The sequence below is a fragment of the Salipiger sp. PrR003 genome (assembly GCF_010500785.1).
Lineage (GTDB): Bacteria > Pseudomonadota > Alphaproteobacteria > Rhodobacterales > Rhodobacteraceae > Salipiger > Salipiger pacificus_A.
In genome coordinates this window covers 23,391-45,482 of the sequence record NZ_JAAGOV010000056.1, presented here as the reverse complement: position 1 = coordinate 45,482, position 22,092 = coordinate 23,391, and the positions used below count along the sequence as shown (strand labels likewise).

General features: G+C 61.9%; 11 protein-coding genes. 3 read left to right on the top strand and 8 right to left on the bottom strand.

Annotated elements, in window-relative coordinates; translation table 11 throughout:
* Positions 1–167: 167 nt before the first annotated feature.
* From G0D83_RS20975 to G0D83_RS20955, 5 genes are all read right to left on the bottom strand, one after another.
* Positions 168–542: a hypothetical protein gene (locus tag G0D83_RS20975; RefSeq protein ID WP_164196651.1), complete on the bottom strand. Its 375-nt coding sequence runs from the start codon at positions 540–542 to the stop codon at positions 168–170.
* Positions 543–772: 230 nt separating this feature from the next.
* Positions 773–1,126: a hypothetical protein gene (locus tag G0D83_RS20970; RefSeq protein WP_164196650.1), complete on the bottom strand. Its 354-nt coding sequence runs from the start codon at positions 1,124–1,126 to the stop codon at positions 773–775.
* Complete coding sequence (locus G0D83_RS20965) at positions 1,123–2,997, bottom strand: TniQ family protein (RefSeq protein WP_164196649.1); 1,875 nt, start codon at positions 2,995–2,997, stop codon at positions 1,123–1,125. The genes G0D83_RS20970 and G0D83_RS20965 overlap by 4 nt, the downstream gene beginning before the upstream one ends.
* Complete coding sequence (locus G0D83_RS20960) at positions 2,994–3,257, bottom strand: hypothetical protein (protein ID WP_164196648.1); 264 nt, start codon at positions 3,255–3,257, stop codon at positions 2,994–2,996. Before G0D83_RS20960 ends, G0D83_RS20965 begins: the two co-directional genes overlap by 4 nt.
* Positions 3,257–4,402 carry a metallophosphoesterase gene (locus G0D83_RS20955; RefSeq protein WP_164196647.1) on the bottom strand — a complete coding sequence of 382 codons (1,146 nt, stop codon included), beginning with the start codon at positions 4,400–4,402 and terminating at the stop codon, positions 3,257–3,259. Before G0D83_RS20955 ends, G0D83_RS20960 begins: the two co-directional genes overlap by 1 nt.
* Positions 4,403–4,756: 354 nt before the next feature.
* Here G0D83_RS20955 and G0D83_RS20950 point away from each other — a divergent pair, with 354 nt between their 5' ends.
* Positions 4,757–10,609 (top strand): DUF3320 domain-containing protein, encoded by a 5,853-nt coding sequence (locus G0D83_RS20950; protein WP_164196646.1) that lies wholly within the window; start codon positions 4,757–4,759, stop codon positions 10,607–10,609.
* A gap of 119 nt (positions 10,610–10,728) precedes the next feature.
* On the top strand, positions 10,729–16,296 hold the full coding sequence (locus tag G0D83_RS20945; protein WP_164196645.1) for a RecQ family ATP-dependent DNA helicase: 5,568 nt from the start codon (positions 10,729–10,731) through the stop codon (positions 16,294–16,296).
* A 19-nt stretch (positions 16,297–16,315) separates the two neighbouring features.
* Here G0D83_RS20945 and G0D83_RS20940 read toward each other — a convergent pair whose 3' ends face one another.
* Both G0D83_RS20940 and G0D83_RS20935 read right to left on the bottom strand, forming a co-directional pair.
* Positions 16,316–16,924 (bottom strand): plasmid pRiA4b ORF-3 family protein, encoded by a 609-nt coding sequence (locus G0D83_RS20940; RefSeq protein ID WP_164196644.1) that lies wholly within the window; start codon positions 16,922–16,924, stop codon positions 16,316–16,318.
* 42 nt (positions 16,925–16,966) lie between these two features.
* Entirely contained in the window at positions 16,967–18,964 is a 1,998-nt protein-coding gene (locus tag G0D83_RS20935) for a DUF262 domain-containing protein (RefSeq protein WP_235958160.1), read from the bottom strand.
* 572 nt (positions 18,965–19,536) lie between these two features.
* Between G0D83_RS20935 and G0D83_RS20930 the strand changes: the two genes are divergently transcribed.
* Complete coding sequence (locus G0D83_RS20930) at positions 19,537–21,099, top strand: ABC transporter substrate-binding protein (RefSeq protein ID WP_235958159.1); 1,563 nt, start codon at positions 19,537–19,539, stop codon at positions 21,097–21,099.
* A gap of 67 nt (positions 21,100–21,166) precedes the next feature.
* Here the strand turns inward: G0D83_RS20930 and G0D83_RS20925 are convergent, their stop codons facing one another.
* Entirely contained in the window at positions 21,167–22,084 is a 918-nt protein-coding gene (locus G0D83_RS20925; RefSeq protein WP_164196643.1) for a LysR family transcriptional regulator, read from the bottom strand.
* Positions 22,085–22,092: the final 8 nt, after the last annotated feature.

Sequence of the window (22,092 nt, the reverse complement as noted above, 5' to 3'; positions counted from 1 at the left end):
CATTCCCAAATGCACAGGGTGGCGATCAGTCCCACACCCCAGCCACACGCGCCATTGCCGCGCGAGCGGCTTCGTCCGAGGGCCGAAAGCAGCGGCGCTTCCGGCTGAGGCCCCGCACCTGCGCATCACGCAGCCCCTCTCTTATTCGCGAAGGTCTCGAGGCGAGGTCACTTCGCCGCTGCATCGCCAGCCGCAGTCGAGAGAAGTGCTTCAAGGAGCCCTGGTTCAAGCCAATCCCGGTCCTCCAGAACCTCTGCATCGACAACGGTCGGCTGGCGCTTCAGCTCTTCCAGGCCAGAGGCCATGATGCGTGACATACGATATCCGCCGCGATGGCATAGATAGACGGAACCTGATCGACCAAGGAAGCGGTATTCGACGTCATCCGCATCAATGGCTTGGATGCCGGAGTTTATGCGCCACGCATCCCCGTCGAGATACCCCCCGCGCCAGCCACCCAACACTCTGAGCTGAGTGAAAGCTCTGTCCCGCGTCGCAAACGAAACTTTCAGGATCACCCAGTCGTCAGGTGAATAGTCCATGCGCGTCTTCTCCATAGTTCGATTTCGGGAGTGCGATATGTGGGGCGTGACACCGCCGGCCAGGGACGAAGCTCGATGCAAAGACTGCATCGGGGTGTGCGCTCGTTATGCCGTGAAGCGGGGTGACCGAGGGCTTTGGGGGATCCCGTTACAGCTCGACCGCAACGCTGGCCAAGTGGCCTGGTCTGTCTCGCAAGTGGTATGCCTAGCGTGGCGAAGCCGCTCGTCACCTACTTGTCGTCGAACGGAGCCAGGATCGTTCTCAAGAACTCATATGTCTCTTCCGCCACGTCCTCCGCAGCTGAAGCAGGCAGGTCGTGATACCAGAACGACATTGGCAGGGTTTCTTGAATCCAAGCGGGCTCCCCGTAGGTGTTGCGGAGACGAGTGATAAATTCCGCAAACTCGGCCTCATGGGCTTTGATGGCTTGGCTCCGGGGGCCAGTAAGTTTTTCGCAGTGAACGAAGACAGTGCATTTTTCGCCCAGAACCAGCGCGTAAATGCATGGGATCTGATGAGCTTCGCAGTAGTTGGCATGATCCGTCACATCATGGCGGTCATATGTCGTGATGAGGTATTTCATTCCCCGTCTTTCTCCTTGTTTTGTTGGCTTCTTGGTTTCGTGGAGGGAAGGTCAGCTGCGATAGCGACATCGCGCTCGAAAACCGCGCCGTAGTCCTGCCCGTCTGGACTGAAGGGCTCGATCCCCGCAGCCGCCAGCTTGGGCCGGAGCGCCTGCCAGGGCATGCCAAGCTCGACGGCCAGGCCGCGCAGGGTCACGAACCGCTCATGGAAAGCGGCGAGGTCGCCTGGTGCCAGGAAGCGCTGCCGCGCATTGGTCTTGGGGTGTCGGCCTTCCGTGGACGGGATATGCCCTTCGCGCACCAGCCGCATGGCGGCGGAGCGTGTCAGACCGCACTGGCGGGCGAAGACATCGATACTGAGACCCGGCGCCTCGGGGCGATCCAGAAGGCGCTCGATCTCACCTTTCGTGACCACGATGCTGGCGTAGCCATCACGCTTGGTGTGCCGACCGATCCGCTGAACCCTGCCGCCCTCGAGCAGTTTCAGGACCATGCCTGGGGAGACCTTCAGGCTTTGCGCGGTCGTCGGGATGTCATCCCAGCCGTGCATGTTCACGTAGATCGGCTCGGCACCGGTCAGCAGGCTTTCCAGATGCAGGTGCGCGGCACGGATGTCCCAGAGTGGCTTGTGATCTCCACCGTCGATCGCGGGCGGGAAATGGCCCTCTTTTCGCAAAAGTTCGAACTGCGAGCGGGACATGTTCAATGCTTCCTGGAAGTCCTTTGCGGACACCAGGGTGTTGATCCGGTCGAGATGCGGCTGCGCCGCCTTGGCATCGAACAGCTCCCACTGGTCATCGCGGCCGGTCTCGGCGGGCCGGACGAGATCGACATCGACCAGCAGCTTCCGCAGGCGCCGGGGATCCATGCCAAGCTCGCGCGCGGCGGTCCGGACCGAGTGGACCTTTCGCTCCAGCACAGGCTCTCCCATGAGATCGTCGCCCGGACCTAGTGGCCAGGTGCTTGCGATGTGGTCGCGGAGAAGCTCCCGGAAGGGAGCGTAGGCCTCGCCCAGGAGGTCGAACGCGAGCCGGTCATAGAGCGCGCCGTACTTCTTCTTGGGGCCGTCGGTCGGCTCGCCAATGGTCTCCTGCAGTTGCATCAGGGTGTCGCGGACCGTCGCTTCGCCTTCGGTCGCGAAGCGGAAGCCCATCTCGAAGGACATCCAGGCACGTTCCGGGCCGAACTTCTTCCACTTCGGGTATCTGACCGCCCAGATGGCGCGGCCGAGCAACTCGCAGAAATGTGCTGCGGCGTAGAGGTCGAACTGATCGAGCCAGCTCTCCGTGGGGGTGCCCGCAAGGCGCGCCTCGATCCATTCATCGAACGGGTTGGGGGCGCGAAGCTCCTTGTCCAGTTTTCCGGCCCATACGCCGGGCGCGATCTCGGCCAAGCGAGCGGCAGCGTCGTAGCGCCGGCTGACATTGGCCTCGGCCCATAGCGGAACGAGAGGATGGTGATGCTTCAGGCAGAGTGTCACAGGCCGGAAGAGCCAGTGGCCCCTGATGTACATGTCGCCTTCAAAACTGTCTGGGGCGGCTTCCGCATCCTCCCGCAGACAGGCAGGGCAGCCCCGGACGGTGCTTTCCTTGATGGCCTTGGCATGAAGGCGATTGCCGCGGAACTCATGCTCCCGGTTCCCCAGGTAGCGCGGCGACCAACGCCGCAGCTCCTCGACATCAGTCGCGCTGAGATCTGCCAGACGGGCCAAGGCTTCGGGCTTGCCGTCGATCACCTGGCTGAAGGACAGTCCCATGTCGGTGCAGAAGCCCGCAGTATCGACGCCGTTCATCGCGGCGAGGCGCGATACGAAGGAGAAGGCAGTTTCCCGATCCAGGAGGTCGGGCGCGAGGGGGAGTGGTGTGGTCAACGCGGCGCCTCGTGGTCTTTTGAGTCTTCCTCAGCAGGCTCGGCCTCTTGCGCGCGAGAGGGCCTCGCTTCGGGGCATTGATCCTGATGAGCGTAAAGCAGGTGGCCCGGGATCGGCGGGGCGCTTTCGACAAAGCGCTTCACACGCTCCGGATCAGGTTCAGCCGAGCGCGACGTCCGCCGGTAGGCGATGACGACATGAACAAGGCCAGCAAGGCAGGCCAGCATCCCCGAGATCGAAATGATCGCATCAAACGGCATCATTCAGAACCTGGCCGTGTCCGGCCGAGCGCGACGATGACATCGGTTGCGTAGTACGCGTCTCCTTCCGGCACGACAGGGCAGGCGCAACCCCTCAACGCGCGGCGCAGAAAGGTGCGCGTTGAGGGGGAGAGCTTGTCCACCAGAACAGGAACGCCGGTTTCGCTGCTCCGAAGCGCGTGCTCGAAGTCCTGCTCAAGTGCCTGTCGGTCGTCCGGCAGTTCCCTAACCTCATTCGAGGACTGCGTGTTCAGCGCCGCCGCAATGAAGCAGACCTCCGCCAGGTCATCCTCGTCGTCACCGTGATCTTCGTCCGGATAGCCGATTGAAACATTCTGGATACGTGTCCCTGCGACTGTGCAGGACAGCCGCCGGTGCGAATGTCCGAAGAACCAGGTGTCGATGTCGCTCCGCTCGAGGACTTCGGTCAGGTTTGAGTGGAAGGCTGGTGTGAGACCATCGATTGGGCCTGCGGCGGAGGGGTGCGGGCCGTGGTGCGTGACGACAAAGGTCCTGCCATTGCCGGCGAAATGTGGGGTCGCCAGTCGTTCTTCCAGCCAAGCGCGGTGTTCCCTATGCACGGCGATCATGTCTTCAGGTGTGATCGGGACAATGCGGCGCGGCAGCACCTCGTCCGGGTCAAGCAACTCATGACCAGGCGCTTCGATGGAGATCATGTCGAAGTCGCGCATGAACCGGCGTGTGAAGCTCTTGGCAGCCTCCTGATCCCCCAGTAAGTCAAAGTTCGTCCATAACGTGGCGCAGAGAAACCGGTCGCTGCGGTGGCGGAGTTCGGTCTTCTGCGCGAACCAACTCCCGCTGGCGTGAACCAGGTCACGGAGCCGGTTCTCGTCGTCCAGCCGCCCAGAATAGTAGTCGTGGTTGCCGGGGACGACGTAGATGCGATCGGCCGGTACATAGCGGGTCAGGTATGTGAGCGCGTCCTGCAGAGACGGGCCAAAGGTGTCGGACAGGTCACCCGCGACGATCAAGGCGTCAACGTTTTCCTGGAGCAGCCGATCTTGCAGGCCATAGAATTGGAGTGGGTTGCTGCCCAGCCAGAAATGGGACCGGAGATGCAGGTCGGCTATTACTGCGACCGTTCCCCCATTGTCCGGGATTTCGATAACGGTGGGGCCGGGCAAAATCGCCTCCGATGAGTTCGTACGAGTTTTGACCCACAGGGAAGGCAGGCCAGGACGCAGCTGATCGAGGGTGCGCTGGCGCGCTAGCCTCTTCAGTCAGACATTACCTGCCTCATCACGGTAATGACTTCAAGCCGCTGATTTTGCTATATAATTTTTTCGCATTTGATGCGGCCTCCTCAAAGACTTGAATTTGCTCGACTTGTGGGCCTAGAAATTTCTTTTTCGCAAACTTGGTGGGGCGCGGCAGTGAGGAGTTGACCTCTGAGGCTCAAGGGATTCAGCCGTGCAATTGACAGTCAAATACCTCTATGCCTGAGTAGTTTGGGGATTAAAGGGCCAGGTAGCGTAAGAATGTCGTTTGATACGGTTGGGGAAGAGTCGCGTGACCAGCTCGTTCTGGAGCTGTCCGTCGCTCAAAAAGTAAACTTTGCATCGTCCCAGAACGGTGTCTCGGTTCTGAAAAGTGTCGTGTTGCAGAACCTTTCAGATGAGCCGCTGGAGAATATCACTCTCGAACTGGCTTGCAGTCCCGGTCTGATCCGCCCGAAAAACTGGACGGTGGATCGGCTGGCGCCGGGGCAACGACAAGAGCTGCGCGACCTGGAAACGCCCCTGGACACGGTGATCCTGGGCGGTCTCAACGAGGCAGAGTGGGGAGAGCTGCAGTTCGTTGTAAAGCACGGCGAGACGGAGCTGCTGCACGAGCAGCGCCCGATCGAGATGCTGGCCCGAGACGAATGGGGTGGTGTCGGCGACATGGCGCATCTGCTTGCGGCCTTCGTCTCTCCCAATGACACGGTTATCGCTAGTGTCCTAAAGGAGGCCAGCCGACTACTGGAGGGTGCCGGACAGAGCGGTGCCATGGATGGCTACCAGACCCGCGACCCGTCCCGTACATGGATGCTGGCCGGGGCGATCTGGTCGGCCGCGACCGGCATGGGGCTTACCTACGCAGTACCTCGGGCAAGTTTCGAGTTGCGCGGCCAGAAGGTGCGCGACCCCGGCCGCATCAAGTCTGAAGGACTGGCCACCTGCCTGGATAGTGCTCTTCTGCTGGCCGGCTGCTTCGAGGCTGCTGGCCTCAACCCCGTTGTGCTCTTCTCCGAAGGGCATGCCTGGACCGGGGTCTGGCTGACGGACCGGGATTTCGGGACCATCAGCGAGCCCGACGTCATGACGGTCCGGAAGGCCATCGATGCGCGTGAGTTCGTGGTCATGGAGACCACCTTGCTGACGAAGAAGCCCAGCGTCGGGTTCGAGCAGGCGGTTGATACGGCGCGCGAGCTGACATCCGAGCGCAATGAGCACAGCTTTGTCATGGCGGTCGACATCCGGCGTGCCCGGGCGGCCCGGATTCGCCCGCTTGCCAGCCACCGCTCCGAGCTGGAGGCCGAGGCGGAAGACGTCATTGCAAGTCCGGCAGCCCTGCCGCGCCCGCTGGATCTGGGCCTGCTGCCGGGCGAACTGATCGAGGATGAGGCCTCGACGCCAGCGGACCGGATCTCTCGCTGGCAACGCAAGCTTCTGGACCTGTCGCTGCGCAACCGGTTGCTGAACTTCAAGGACAGCAAGCAGACGCTCCCCTTCCTGTGCCCTGATGTCTCGGCACTGGAGGATCAGTTGGCCGACGGCAAGAAGTTCCGCGCGCTGGCGTTGAAGGACGAGGATCCGGTCGGCACGCGCGACCTTCTGGCGAAGGAAGAACCCAAAGTCCTTGATGAAGTCGCGAAGGATGCCTTCGCAAAGGGCCAGATTGCGGTCCCGCTGACCCGCAAGGAAAGCGAGCGCCGGCTGCTCGAGCTGCACCGGCGCGCCAAAAGCGACATGCAGGAAGGGGGCACGAACACCCTGTTCCTGGCCGCTGGCTTCCTGCGCTGGAAGAAGTCCGAAGGGGACACGCGCAGCTACCGCGCGCCACTGCTGCTGGTGCCGGTGAAGATCTCGCGCAAGTCGGCGCAATCGGAGTTCGTGATCGAGCATCACGAGGACGACGTGCGCTTTAACACCACGCTGCTGGAGTTTCTCAAGCGGGACTTTGACCTGAAGGTGCCCGAGTTGGAGGGCGATCTTCCCCGGGACGACAGCGGTTTCGACCTGCCACGCATCTTCGAGATCATGCGCCGCAAGGTGCGCGATGTTGCTGGATTCGAGGTGGTAGAGGAGCTTGCGCTTTCGACCTTCTCCTTTGCAAAGTTCCTGATGTGGAAGGACCTGGTAGAGCGGACCGACAGCCTGCGCGAGAGCGCGCTGGTGAAGCATCTGGTGGACAACCCGACCGAGCCTTTCCTGGCCGAAGGGACGCCGGGTCTGCCGGTTGCGGTCGATGTGGACCGCAGGCTGGCGCCGCGCGACCTATTCACGCCGCTGCCCGCTGACTCCTCGCAACTTGCCGCCGTTCTGGCCGCGCAGGAGGGGCATGACTTCGTCCTGATCGGGCCGCCGGGCACCGGCAAGAGCCAGACTATCGCCAATATCATCTCGCAATGCCTCGCCATGCAGAAGACGGTTCTCTTCGTCGCCGAGAAATCGGCGGCGCTGGACGTGGTGCAGCGGCGGCTTGCGTCACATGGGCTTGGCGATGCGGTGTTGGAGCTGCATTCCAACAAGGCCGACCGGAAATCGGTGCTGTCTCAGTTGGGCCGCAGCTGGGCGCGGGCGGCCAGCGCGTCGCAGGCCGACTGGATCAAGGTGACGGATGATTTGACGGTCACCCGCGAACAGCTGAACACCTATGTCACGGCGCTGCACAAGAAGGGCATGCAAGGCTTCAGTGTCTTCCAAGCAATCGGCAAGGCTGCCGGTCAGGAACAGCCGTTCAGCCTGGGCTTCGCGAACAAAGACGCGCATGATGCGGAAAGCTACATGCATCTGCGGAAGCTGGCCGAAGCCCTTGGCCGGTGCCAGGAGATCATCGCGGGCCGCAAGCCGCTGCCGCTGGTACAGGCGGATGAGTGGTCCTTCGGCTGGCAGGCGGAACTTCTGGAACGAGGCGCGAAGCTAGGCACGGCCACCCGTGAGCTGGCAGAGGCGGCCGAGGCGCTCGCTCGCCATGCCGGGCTGACCTGGGCCGGCGCTGGCGAGGCGTCTGAGGTCGCGCCGCTGCTACTCCTGTCGTCGATCCCTGAGACGGGCGAGGATGTAAGCTGGTCGCTGACGCGGGATGTCGTCGAGATGAAGGCGCAGGCAGAGATGCTGACGGACAAGCTCGCTGCCTACACCGTCGCAGCCGGTCGCACCTCTGCCAGCTATCCGATGGCGCGGCTTGAAAGCATTCCGCTGGATCAGCTTGATGCCAACTGGCGACTCGCACAGACGAAGATGTGGCCGTTCTCGATCTTTGCCAAATCCTCGGTGCGCAAGCTCCTGCAGACCTATGCGGAGGGCGGAAAGGCCGATCCCCAATCCGATATCGCCGCGCTGGCGGACGCCAAGCGCGCCCGAGCCGAGGTTGAGACAACCCCGCTCAACGGGTGTCCGGTGGTCAAGGGCGTGGAAACGGATCCGGCACGCCTGGCTGGCTGGATGGACCAGGCGCGGGCCATGAAAACGATACTCGCCGATATCGCGCCCACGGTCGCCGATCCGGCCCGTTGGGATCTCGCCCGCCAGAGCCTTGCCCAGCGGAGCGGCGGTGACCTGCGGAACGCGATCACGCTCTTCCAGCGCAAGCATGAAAGCTGGCAGGAGCATGCCGGGGCCTTCGCGCAGGTGGCGCATACCTCGCCCGAGGGGATGGCCCTGTCGGATCTGCTCGCAGCCTTGCAGGCCATCCAGGACAACAAGGAGCACCTGCAGGATTGGACCCGGTGGGTCGAAGTCCGCACACAAGCCAGTGGCGCAGGGCTTGAGCCCCTCGTCCATGCAGTCGAAGAAGGCCAAATCGAGGGCGATGTCGATGCAGCCTTCGCCTCGGCCTATGCGGCCTGGTGGTTGCCGCAGGCCATGGATGCGCAGCCTGAATTGCGGGGGTTCTCCCACTGGTCGCACGAGGACGCGATCAAGCGCTTCCGGGAGTTGGACGACCGCGCAACGGACATGGCGGCCGGGCAGGTCCTGTCTCGCATTCAGCATGGCTTGCCAGCCCAGGATGCTGTTGCGCGCCGGTCTGAACTTGGCACGCTGCGGCATCAGCTTGGGCTGCAGCGGCCCAGCATGCCGATCCGGGAGCTGATCTCGGAAATGCCCGATGCCTTCACCAAGCTGGCCCCCTGCGTGCTGATGTCCCCGCTTTCGGTGGCGCAGTACCTCCCTGCGGGGCAAGCGGCCTTCGACGTGGTGATCTTCGACGAGGCGTCGCAGATCACCACCTGGGACGCGATCGGTGCGATCGCGCGGGGCAAGCAGGCGATCATCGTCGGCGACCCAAAGCAGCTTCCCCCGACGAACTTCTTCGGGCGCAGCGACGCCGGTGAGGACGAGCTGCCTGAAGCAGAGCGGGATCTGGCGTCCATCCTGGACGAGGTCGCCGCGGCAGGCATCCCGACGCAGCAGCTCGATTGGCACTATCGCAGCCGGGACGAGGCGCTCATCGCCTTTTCCAACTGGCACTACTACGGCGGCCGCCTGGTGACCTTCCCGTCTCCGGCAACGGCGTCGGAAGCGGTGAGGCTGCATCAAGTAGATGGCGTCTATGCGCGGGGCCAAGGGCGAACCAACGAGGCCGAAGCCCGCGCCATCGTGCGCATGACGGTACGCCGCCTGAACGAATGGCTGACTTGGCCTGAAGATGAGCGGCTGACACTTGGTGTCATCACCTTCAACGCCGAGCAGCAGGGTCTGATCCTCGACTTGCTGGATGAGGAGCGGCGGAAGAACCCAGATCTAGAATGGTTCTTCGAGGATGCACGGGAAGAGCCGGTCATTGTCAAGAACCTGGAAAACATCCAGGGGGACGAGCGGGACGTAATGCTGTTCTCGATCACCTTTGGCCCTGACCATGCAGGCAAGCTTTCGATGGCCTTCGGTGCTCTGAACGGAGACGGCGGCGAGAAGCGCCTGAACGTGGCGGTGACGCGCGCTCGGGCGGAGTTGCACGTATTTGCTTCGATCCGGGCCGATCAGATCGATCTGACGCGCACCAAGGCCATCGGGGTGAAGCACCTGAAGGGCTTCCTCGATTTTGCAGCACGTGGTCCTGTGGCACTTCCGGCGCAGGACGATGGGTCTCTTGGGCCTGTCGAAAACGTCTTTGAGGCAGCGATAAAGGCAGCCATCGAGGCGAAGGGCTGGGAGCTGCGTCCGCAGATCGGGGTGTCGGGCTTCCGCATCGACCTGGGCGTCGTGCATCCGGATCACGCGGGCGTCTACCTTGCCGGGATCGAGTGTGACGGGGCGACTTATCACGGCTCCGCCACGGCGCGGGACCGGGACAAGGTGCGGCAAGCGGTGCTCGAAAACCTTGGCTGGACGATCTTCCGGATCTGGTCGACCGACTGGTTCCGCAATCCTGCGGCTGTGGTCGAACGCATCCACACCGCGCTGACGGAGCACCTCGAGGCGGATCGCGCCGAGCGGGTCGAAGAATACGCGGCACGCGACGCCATGCTGGCGGAAGATGCCGATGAGATCGCGGTCTCACATGAGGCCGAGGAAGCAGAGGCCGCTGAGGTCGAACTGCCGATCGTGGAGGTTGGCGTTGAAGGAGACATCGCACCGTCAGAGCCTGTCCGGCAGGAGGCACAGTTTGCCCGTGCAGCGCCGTCAGCTGCTAGGCCGGAGGTGGGAGAAACTGGTTCGAGCGAAGCCAATCCCGATCCCGAAAGGTTCTACGATGCGGACTACATTCCGGTCCTTGAGCGCCTGATCGCGGGCGTGGTCGAGCGCGAAGGGCCCATGCCGATTGCCTTGCTGGGCAAGCGGGTCTCCGGGATGCATGGCTGGCAACGGACGGGGAGGCGGATCTCCGAGCAGGTGTCCAGGGCGCTTGGTCTGGTTGAGCTGCATCCCGAGAATGGTGTCGATTTCCTTTGGGCGGTGGGTACGAAAGCCGACAGGGTCGGTTTCCGGTCGGGACTGGATCGGTCTATCCGGGATATTTCCCGGACGGAGATTGCGGAGCTTTATGATCGCCATGTGTCCGAGCTGAGCAGGAGCGAGGATCCCGTTCTCGATTTGGCGCGGTACGCGGGGATTGCCAGATTGTCAGCGGATGCGCGTTCATACCTTTCGGAGTGCATTGGATGGCGATCTATTGCCAGTGAGTGAGGAAGAGCGATCGGGCGGTCGCGCCACTGCCCGTCGCATCAGGCACGTCATTGCCTTCGGGCCCCACTACGAAATCAAGGGGCTTTGTTCGGCGCTTTCTCATCGTTACTCATAAGCCTATGGAAATGCGTCACAACCAACTTTTGTCCCGGTGCCTGTCAATCGATCTCGAGGTCGATCCTTCCAGGGCAAAGATCTTTGGTATAGCGGCCGTGCGCGGTGATGAACGGCCGGTGCTAAAGTCGTGGGAAGGGATTTCCGAAGAGTTCCTCGATCAGCTCGAAGCGCAGGTCGGTGATGTGGCGCATCCGATTGGTCATAACTTCCTGAAGCACGACCTCGAACATCTGATCGCGAAACGGCCCCGTCTTGGCCAGATCATTCAGGCACCAATCGATACCCTGTGGTTGAACCCACTCGCCTTCCCGCGGAACCCATACCACCACCTCGTGAAGCACTACCACGACGGGCGCCTTGCTACCGGGCACGTGAATGATCCTGAGCTGGACGCGCGCCTTGTTTTCGAGGTGCTCGCCAATCAGCTGGATGCTTTTGCAAAGCTGGCGGAGGACGCGCCCGACGCGCTGGTTGTCTACCATTATCTGACCACGCGCATGGAACGCGCCGGCGGCTTTGATGCCCTGTTTTCCTACCTGCGCGGCAAGAGTTGCCCAAGCTATGACGAGGCTGCTGCCGGGATCACCCGGTTGCTCGACGGGCGAGCTTGCGGGTTGCGTGTCGAACAGACGTTGCGACGCCTCAGTAGCCCTCAGAACGGTTGGCCGATGGCCTATGCCCTCTCTTGGATTACGGTGGCAGGCGGCGACTCCGTCATGCCTCCCTGGGTGAGGGCGCAGTTCCGCGAGGCATCTCTGATCGTCAGGCACCTGCGGGACACGTCCTGCAAGGATCCGGCCTGCAACTGGTGCGCCGAGCAGAACGACCCGGTGCGCGCCTTGGAAAGGTGGTTCGGGTTCCCCAGCTTCCGCCCCAAGCCGGTCGACCCGGAGGGACGCCCGCTGCAGGAACGCATCGTCGATGAGGCCATGTCCGGCAACAGCCTGCTGGGGATCCTGCCGACAGGGACGGGCAAGTCGCTGTGCTACCAGGTGCCGGCGCTGTCGCGGTTCGACAAGATCGGTGCGCTGACGGTGGTGATTTCTCCCCTGGTCGCTTTGATGGCGGATCAGGTTCAGGGGATGGAGCGTGCCGGGATCTCCTGCTCGGTCACGATCAATGGCATGATGTCCATGCCGGAACGTCAGGATGCGCTCGACAAGGTCCGGATGGGCGACACCGGGATCCTCATCATCTCTCCTGAGCAGCTTCGCAGCACCTCGATCCGTAGTGTGCTGGCGCAGCGCGAAGTGGGGCTTTGGGCGATTGACGAGGCGCACTGCGTGTCGAAATGGGGGCATGATTTCCGGCCGGATTATCGCTACCTCGGCCGCTTCATCAGAGAATTCTCGGGGGATCAACCACCCGCGCCTGTGCTCTGCCTCACCGCGACCGCAAAGCCCGAGGTGGTTGCGGATATCATCGAACACTTCCAGTCCAAGGCCGGGGTCGAGCTGTTGTCGCTTGACGGGGGCGCCTCGCGGACAAACCTGGCGTTTGAAGTGCGACTGACGAACAAGACATCCAAATTGTCGGATGTGATGAACGTCCTCGACGCACTGCTTCCCGCCGAGGGGCGTTCTGGGGCGGTGGTTTATTGTTCTTCGCGCAAGGAAACCGAGCGGGTGGCCGAGTTCCTGAAGTCTCAGGGTGTGGATGCGGCGCATTTCCATGCCGGGATGAGCGCGGAAGACAAGCAGGTCGTGCAGGAACAGTTCCGGGTGGGCGAGCTGCGCGTGATCGCCGCGACCAATGCCTTCGGGATGGGGATCGACAAGCCCGACATCCGCTTGGTCGTCCACGCCGATATCCCGGGGTCTTTGGAGAACTACCTTCAGGAGGCCGGGCGCGCCGGACGGGACCGGGAGGACGCCCATTGCGTCCTGTTGTTCGCGGCTGATGATGTGGAACGGCAGTTCCGGCTGACAGCCAGTTCGCGCCTCGCCCGGCATGAAATCGGCGCAATCCTCAAGGCGCTGCGTCGGATCGACGAGCGGACGAAGAAAACTGGAAAGGTCGTCGCGACATCTGGTGAGATCGTCCGGTCCGAGAAGGACCAGGAGTTCGAACGCGACAGCACCACGGACGACACTCGCGTCAAGACCGCTGTGTCCTGGCTGGAGGAAGCACATCTTGTATCGCGGGAAGAGAACCGGGTGCAGGTGTTCCCGTCCTCCCTCAGGGTGCGGTCCGTGGATGAGGCGAAGCAGCGGTTGGCCGGGGCAGACCTGACGCGAGCGCATCGCAACCAACTTCTGGCCATCGTGGCGCATCTGGTCTCCGCCCCGGCTGATGAAGGCGTGTCGACCGATGAGCTTTGCGGTGTGGCGGGGATATCACCCGGTGCGCTGCCAAAGGCCATGTCGACGCTGGAAACGCTTGGTATCGCGCGCAACGACGTTGCGATGACGGTTTTTGTCCACGTTGGTGTAGCCAGTTCCTCAGCACAGAGACTGGCTCAGGCTTCTGCGCTGGAGGGCGATCTTATCGCACTCATGCAGGAGCTGGCGCCGGACATGGATGACCGAACCCCGGTTCCGCTGAACCTTTCTGAAACCTGTCAGCGTTTGCGCGACAAGAACCACCCGGATGTCAGGCCCGATGCGGTCGACAGGCTGGTGCGGGGGATCGCCCAGGATGGCCGAAGCCAAGACGGCGGTCGCGGGAACATCTCTCTGCGGAGGGTCAGTCGCAATACGCTGATGGTCACTCTGGTGCGACCCTGGAAAACAGTTCGGGCAACGGCAAACTTGCGGTGGCAAGCGGCCGAGCTGCTCCTGACCTATCTGACAGGCCGGCTCGACAAGGGTGTGCGGGGCAAGGATCTTCAGGTCGAGACGACGGTCGGCGACCTGCTGGCACAGCTGAATCAGGATGCCTTCCTGAAGACCAGTGGCATTGGTGACATGACCAAGCTCATGGAGCGGGCGCTTATGTGGCTGCATGAGCAGGGCGTGGTGACGCTCGGAAAGGGGCTTACGGTGTTCCGCTCTGCCATGACGGTCTATCTCGATCCGGCAGGGGGGCAGTTCACTCAGGCGCATTTCGCGCCGTTGGAAGACCACTACGGCGAGCAGACACTCCAGACCCATGTCATGGCGACCTATGCCGAAACCGGGCTGCGGGCGATGAGCGATGCGTCACGCCTGTCGGAGGACTACTTCCTGCTCAACAAGGAGCAGTTCATGAAACGGTGGATGCCTGGCATGGGCCGCGAGGTCCGACGGCAGACCACCAGCGCCTCCTGGGAGGCGATCGTCGAGAAGCTGGGCAACAAGGTCCAGCAGGATATCGTGACGGATGACCGGGACCGGACGAATGTTCTGGTCCTGGCGGGCCCGGGGTCAGGCAAGACGCGGGTGCTTGTCCATCGGATCGCCTATCTGCTGCGTATGAAACGCGAGGATCCGCGAGGCATTCTGGTTCTCGCCTACAACCGGCACGCAGCGGCCGAAATCCGCGTGCGGCTGCGGTCGCTGGTCGGCGACGATGCCATTGGTGTCACCGTCTCTACCTGTCATGCGCTGGCGATGAAGCTTGTTGGGGCCAGTTTTGTGGGTCAGCGGGCCGAGACCGAAGATTTCGATGGCATCGTAATGGAGGCGGTGCGCCAGCTCGAGGGCGAAGGGCTGCCGAAATCCGAAGCCGAAGCGCAGAGGGAGACCTTGATCCAAGGCTATCGCTGGATCCTCGTGGACGAGTATCAGGACATCGGGCCGGAAGAGTATCAGCTTATCTCGGCAGTCGCTGGCAGATCTCTCGAGGATGCCGACCTGAAGCTCAGCCTGTTCGCCGTCGGGGACGACGATCAGAACATCTATGCGTTCAATGGCGCCTCCGTCGGGTTCATCCGCCAGTTCGAAGAAGACTACAAGGCGCGGCCGGCGTTCCTGGTCGAGAACTATCGTTCCACCAACCACATCATTGCGGCGGCCAATGCGGTGATTTCGGCGGCGCCGGATCGGATGAAGGTTGGTCATGAGATCAGGATCAACGCAGATCGCAGGCGTGATCCTGAGGGGGGCGTCCTCGCAAAGGTGGATGGGGTTGGACAGGGCCGGGTCCAGCTTCTGAATGTCCCCTCCGGCGATGTGCCACAGGCGATCGCTGCCGTCGACGAGATGGTGCGGCTGTCGAAGTTGGATCCGGAGTGGTCCTGGGCCCGTACCGCCATCATCTCTCGTGACTGGAAGAGGCTTGGCGCTGTCCGGACCTATGCTGAAAAGCAGGGTATCATGGTCGAAATGGCCAATCAGGACCTGCCAAACATCTGGCGGCTGCGCGAGACACAGGCGCTCGTGGCAAGTCTGCGTCGGCGACAGGGAGAGCTTCTGGGCGTTGCCGACATCATCGATCTCCTCAACGAGCAATCAGGCAACAAGTGGGTCGACCTGTTGGCAGAAGGTATCGCCGAGCTGGCGAGAGAGCTGAAGACAAAGACTATGCCTGTGCCCGATATCGTCGAATGGCTGGCCGAATGGTCCCGTGAGACACGGGGCGAGCAACGCGGGCTGCTCCTGCTGACAGCGCACCGGGCCAAGGGGCTTGAGTTCGATCATGTGGCTATTCTGGATGGCGGTTGGGACCGGGCATCGAAGAACGAAGACCGTGATGCTCCGCGCCGACTTTTCTACGTCGCGATGACGCGTGCCCAAAAGGGCCTGATCGTTATGGCGTCGGGCGAGCATGCGTTCCTGAAGCCCGGCACTCCCTGCGTCGTTGAGAGACAGGTCGAGCCGCATTTCCCGGCTGGAGGACTATCTTCGAGGGTCTACCATCTGCCGAACCTAAAGCATGCCGACCTGTCATATGCCGGTCGCCAGGGAGATCGGCACGAGGTTCACCGTGCAATCCAGGAATGCCGGGTGGGTGACCCGTTGCACCTGGACCACCGAGCCTCCAACTGGGAGTTGCTGGACCGGCATGGCCGCCTCGTAGGACGCATGTCGAAGTCATGGGAGCATCCGCCGGGGCAGATCCTGCTTTCGGGTGCAGTTGGAGCTGTGGTCCAGTGGCGCAAGTCGGATGGTGACGAGAAATATGCGCACTACGCGCGTCGAGATGCTTGGGAGACCGTCCTTCCCGAACTTGTTTTTGCCCCACCGGGACAAGTACCTTCTGTCGCAACGTTGCCCGACACAGCTGTCGAAAGTGTCGTCTCTCGGGCCAATCCGGCAGGCTGGACGGAGATCCGGGGCGGGCAGCTTGCGAAAGCCGTCACGCCGGATGATGCGGATGCGCTCGCTGCGCTTGCGCAGCGCATCTACAACGAAAGTCGGTCGTGGGGCGAATTTATCGACAGCTTCAAAGAACGGGGTCTCGAAGTGGCGCCCAAGGGTGGCGGCCTCGTGCTCAAGGACGGGACCGATGGGCGCGAGCTTTGCAAGATGTCCGCATTGGGCCTCAACTACAAGGAGATGGTGCAGGGCTTCGAGGAAGGGTTTCCCGGCCATCCGTCTCCCTCCATGGCGGACTACGCTCTAGGAAAGAAGAAGGCAGGTGCGCCGAAGCTACAAAGGCGCAGCAAGCCTTCGACCGAAGAAGATGACTTCGACATCATAGATGAGTAAAATTGCCAGCGCGCTCACCCTATCTCGTCTGGCGACTCCGCTCGAACGCCAGCATTGCCACTTTCCTCTTGGCCGCGATGTCGCGGACGGTCGTGGCAACTGCTGACTCACCGAAGTCCCTTGGATTGAAGGGGCGCCCGTACCAACGGATCATGTCCTTGTGCGCCGGGTGGCGGCTATTGCCCATGGCTTCCACGAAATCGACGAAACCGGGCGGGCCACCGACATCTTCCGGCGGCGCGGTGAGCTCGCCACCCAGATAGAGGGGATAGTCGACGTCTGGATCCGCGACTCCGACATGTTCGATGACGACGCGATGCTGCCAGTTGTCACCGAAATCGTAGGTGTATTTGAACTCTGCTACGCCGCGCCCTACCAAAGTTTCCAGGCGCATGTTCTTGGCATGGTAGACCTTGTGGCCCCATGCCGCATCCTCCGGACTGGGTTCCCCGTAGTCACGCTCCCCGACCGTGAACTGATAGAGGTGGTAATTCTCCCAAGGCATTACGCCCTGGATGAGCTCATGGAGGGCGCGTAGGTTCGTGGTCAGGCTGACCTCGACCCGCCGCCATATGGTTGGCTCGATATGCAAGAGCTCCACGCGCAGTCGAGCGATCTGATTTGCCATGAAGGCTCCTTCCACACGGCCGAACGAGTGACCCGCGTCTCTCTATTCCGCTGCGATGCCCTGTCCGGATGCCGAAAGGCGGTTGACGTAGGACTTGAACTCGCGCGTCGAGGTGAAACACCGATACCCGGCGGAGCTTGCGAGTGAGATCAACTCCGCGCTCTCGCCCAAGAGAACAGCGACGGGTTCGGACAATTCAGTCTGGACACCATTCGGCCAGACTAGGTCGAGGATCGCACGTTGTTCGCCGGTTTCGGCATCAACGAAGTCGAAGGACATCTCGCCTTGCGCGAAGCCTTGCTGCGCCACCCAGTCGTTCAAGGCTTCCAGTTCATTGGCTTCCTCTTCGCTGGCGATGCCGCCGAGAAGAACCTTGTCGGTCAATCTGGCCGAGCGCGATCCTTCCAGGATCGCGGTGTCGCCATGAAGCAGAGAGGCGAGGCATTCATTGGCAGCGTCGGCCAAGAGTTCCTTCCGGGCTTCGATGAAGTCGCGGTACTTATCGATCTTCCAAAGCTCGGGGTCCTGCGGGATCCACTGCGATTGAAGGGCGCCGGGGTGCGCCGCCTCGATCTCTGGGAAGTACTCTTCGGGGTGACGATCCGAGATCGAGAGGTTGGTATCCTTGGTGAGGAAGCAGAAGTTGGCCAGCGCGTTAACTTCAGATCGCGCATATTTGGCATCATAGAGGCGGGCGCGGGGGAAGATGTGGTGAACTTCCAACCGGCTCATTTTCCCGAGAAGATTGTTCTTCAACGGAAGGCCGGTGCCCCAGTCGCGCGCCTCGGTCATCCGCGTCAGCATGTACAGGACGGGATAGAAACGCGCACCAACGCTCCACGAATGGAAATGCCCTGGTTCAACGCGCAGTCCGCCCTGTGCGAGCCGGAGTTCGCCAATCAGCTTGTCCAGGTCGCCCCCGCTCTGGTCGAGAATGCCGAGATCCTTGTCGATGAAGCTTTCCACGGATCCCGAGAAACGCCCCCACATGCCGGTTTGGACGAACCAGAAGAGGAGTTTGTCACGGGTCTTCTCGTCTAGCTTGCCGCCATGGGTGTCGAGGAAGCGCACCATTACGGGAATGGCGAACTTCGAGAACAGGACACGGTTATGATCGAGGCCAAGGCGACCGCCGATCATGTTCAGGCTGCTGTCGATATGCTTCACGGCGCGTTTCAGAGCGTCTGCGATGTCACCAGCATCTTGGCTGTGAAGGTAGAGGAATTTCGCCTCTCCGGTCAGGATCGTGTTCACGGACCGGAGCAGCCAATCTAGCGTGAAGTCATAGCCTTCTGAACGCCAGCGGCCGATGCTGAACTTCATCGTATTGCGGGCTTCCGGCCAGTCCGCGCAAATCTTCGCCAAGGCCAGATCGCCCTTCGATAGTTTGGTGCCGCCGCTGTTCACGCGATTGAAGATGTCGACGACGACGTCCAGCGTCTTGTCCGGACCAGTGACCTCTTCTATGTGAAAGTTCTTTTCACGAATGCCCAGCAGCTGGTTCAGGCGGCCGATGTAGTCGCCGACCTTCGCTTGGGTATCCGGGTTCTGGCTCAGGGTGGCCACGAAGGCACCGATCCCCGCGTTCCCCTTCTGCAGGACCTGGGTCACGTCGATCCAAAGCGGGTCGTCCCCCATCTTGATCGGCTGGAAGAACGCGAATTCCTCGGTCTCGAGGTTGAACCTCAGGTCGGTGAAGGCCTTGGCGTTTCCATCGAAGAAGCGTGGCGGCTTGCCACGGATCACGCCATAGAGCGAGGTGATCCGCTGTTGTCCGTCCAGGAGCAGCTTCACGACACCGGGTGCCAGTTGGCCGTCTCCACGATGGGTGGCCGTTGATGCGTCGGTCGCCCAGACCAAAAGACTGCCAACAGGATGCCCTCTGTACAGCGATTGGAAAAGACCGCGGACTTGTTCACGCCCCCAGACATAGCCACGCTGGAATTCCGGCAGGGCCATGTGGCCTTTGTCGATATATTCGAGAATTGAAGAGATCTGCATTAGGCAACCGACATATCTTTCTGGGCGTTGAGACAGCATGGCCTGCATCCGCCTGATTACACAAGGTTGCTTATGAAAAAGCAGGGCTTAAGTCGGTGCGGTTCACTCCCCGGGGTCGCAGTTATTCATGCTGCTCGAGGCGAAAGCCGGCTCTTTGTCCACGGACACGGCAGTGGGTCGTGCTGCACCGAGAATGCAGGTCTACGCGAGGAAGGACATCGTTCCTGCGGGGCGCATCGCTGGACCGTCAGAAAAGCGCCGAAGTTACAGTCCCTCGATCGGAGCCCTCAAGCTGGCAGCCGCAAGTTGGCGCCCCAACTGCGTGCTCGTACTCTCTAGCCTGCGGGTCGCGGGGCTATGGAGGACTTGGCGTATTCCGCGCCTTTCATCGTATGTTGGCAGGGGGCGTCAATCTTCGACCATGAGAACCTGCCGAACAGCCAGAACTCGCAAGTGAGTCCTCCTCGCCCATATCTGCGACACGCCTTGAGGGGAGGTCGCTGGATTTGCATGCGTATAACCTGATGGAATATGGGTCGAATATTTTCGATTTTGACGACATAAGGATGGGTTCCCATAGTCGGCCATATCAAAACAACAGGGAAACGATCATGACTGGAAACACAGTGACAAATCTGAGGCGCATCCTGGGAATGGCCGTGGCTTCTGGGGTGTCGATGACCAGTGCGGCCGCGATTGCCGCCACGCTGAATGTTGGTATCAACATGGATGCCACCAACCTCGATCCGCATCGTGCGACCGCGACCACCGATGTCGCGCTGGCGGGCTGGATGTTCAACGGTCTGGTACGGTTCGCACCGGGCAGTGCCGACCCGGCTTCCATCGAGCCGGACCTGGCGACCAGCTGGGAAACTTCCGAAGACGGGCTGACTTGGACGTTCCACCTGCGCGACGGTGTAGAGTTCCAGCGGGGCTACGGCCCATTGACCGCCGAGGACGTCGTCTATTCCCTAGAACGAGCGGCCGATCCGGAACGGTCGTCCTTCGCGAATGACTACGCCGCCTTCGAGAGCGTCGAGGCGCTTGATGCGGAAACCGTTCAGATCAAGCTCAGCGCGCCGGTTCCGGGCTTCCTTGGTCTGGTCGCCAACTACCACGGTGGCATGGTCGTCAGCCGCAAGGCCGCCGAGGAAAAGGGCGATGCGTTCAATGGTGATCCCGTCGGCACCGGCCCGTTCGAGTTCCAAGAGGCCGTGACCCAGCAGCACGTCGATCTGGTGGCGAACCCCGATTACTACCGCGGCGCGCCCGAGCTGGACGGTATCCGCTTGCAGATAATCCCTTCAGACTCCAGCCGTGAACTTGCCTTGATGTCTGGCGAGCTGGACTTGATCTACGGCAAGCGCGAACAGCGTTGGGTCGACCAAGTCAGCCGCAACGAGAACATAATTGTCGATATCTTCGCGCCCGGCGAATACCGCACCCTCTATCTGAACGAAACGCATGCGCCACTGGACAACATCAACGTTCGCAAAGCCGTGGCTCATGCCATCAACGTGGACGAGATCTCGGCCTTCGTGGGGGAAGATGTCGGTCCGCGCGGCTGCTCTGCGGTGCCCTCGGGCTACCTTGGCGAGAGCTGCGATGCAGGCATCTACAGCCATGACCCGGAGCTGGCCAAGTCACTGCTGGCAGAGGCGGGCTTCCCCGACGGGATCACGCTGACCGCGGTCGTTTCCTCCAGCTCGTCGCAGAAGCCGATCATGGAAGTGATCCAGGCGCAGCTGGCCCAGGCCGGCATCAAGATGGAGATGAACGTCGTCGATCACCCGACCTATCACCAGCAGATACGTCAGGACCTGAGCGACTTGGTCTTCTACGGTGCCGCGCGCTTCCCCGTGGCCGACAGCTACCTGAGCCAATTCTACCATTCGCAGGCGATCGTCGGCACGCCCACAGCCGTGACCAACTTCTCGCATTGCAAAGTGGCGGACGCGCAGATCGACGCGGCGCGTGTTGAGACCAATCCGGAAACGCAGATGCAGCTCTGGGCCGAGGCGCAGAAGCTGATCCACGATGACGTCTGTGCCGTCCCTCTGTTCAGCCTGATGCAGGTCTGGGCGCGCAGCGACAAGCTGGACTACGGGTACGAGCTGACGGGCAACCTGAACCTGGCGCCCTCGATCACCGAAAACACCGCGCTTGCGGAGTGAGCAGGGCTTCCAATACTTTTCGGGAACTTACAGACGGCGCCCTCTTGGGCGCCGTCTTGACGTTTGCTCAGAACTGATAGCTGTCTTCTTCCCAAGCAGAAATCGCGGCAGCTCGGGTGACCTCTTCGACGAAGGCGCTGACCAGCTTCGAGTTGCGGCTGTGCGACGGCCAGCTGGTGTGGAACTCGAAGCTGGTCGCCGGGTCGAAGGGGCGCATCTCGACCCGGCCTTTGACGCCTTCCGATACCAGCGGATCGACCAGCGTCACCCCCATGCCGCCGGCGACGAATTCGCAGACGTTCGGGGCAGTGGCGGCCTCAATCCGGATATCGGGCCGAAGGCCGGCCCGTTCAAAGACTGCATCGACCCGGTTGCGCGTCAGGCTTGCGCGGGCAAAGGCGATGAAGGGCTCTCCGTCCAGGTCTTTGGGGGTGATCCTCGCCTTCGCGGCAAGCGGATGCCCGATGGGGAGCAGGCAAACCATCGGTTTGGAATGCACCGGCCGTGTGGATATCGTGGGGTGATCCAGCCGCGTCACCAGGATCGCCACGTCCAGCCGGCCAGATACCATCCAATCCGCCAGGAATTGCGAACTGCGCGTATCGACAGAGATGAAGGCGTCGGGGAAGCGCTCCCGGAAGGCCCGGACCGCACGCACGATGAACCCGCCCGACAGGCCCGGCATGACGCCGACGCGCAGTTGCCCACGATTTTCACGCCGGATGGCTTCGACAGCGCGGATCAGCTGGCCCACGCCGCCAAAGACCCGGTTGGCCTCGTGGTAAAGGCGCATCCCCTGTTCCGTGGCGACCAGCCGGCCGCTGGCACGGTCGAAGAGCTGCATTTCGGTGTCGTCTTCGAGCGTTGCGATCAGCTTGCTGGTTGCAGGCTGCGAGATTGACAGCCGTTCCGCGGCACGACTGACGCTGCCGGCCTCGACCACGGCCATGAGGGCTTCGAACTGTCTGAGGCTGGGTTCGCGCATTGGTATAA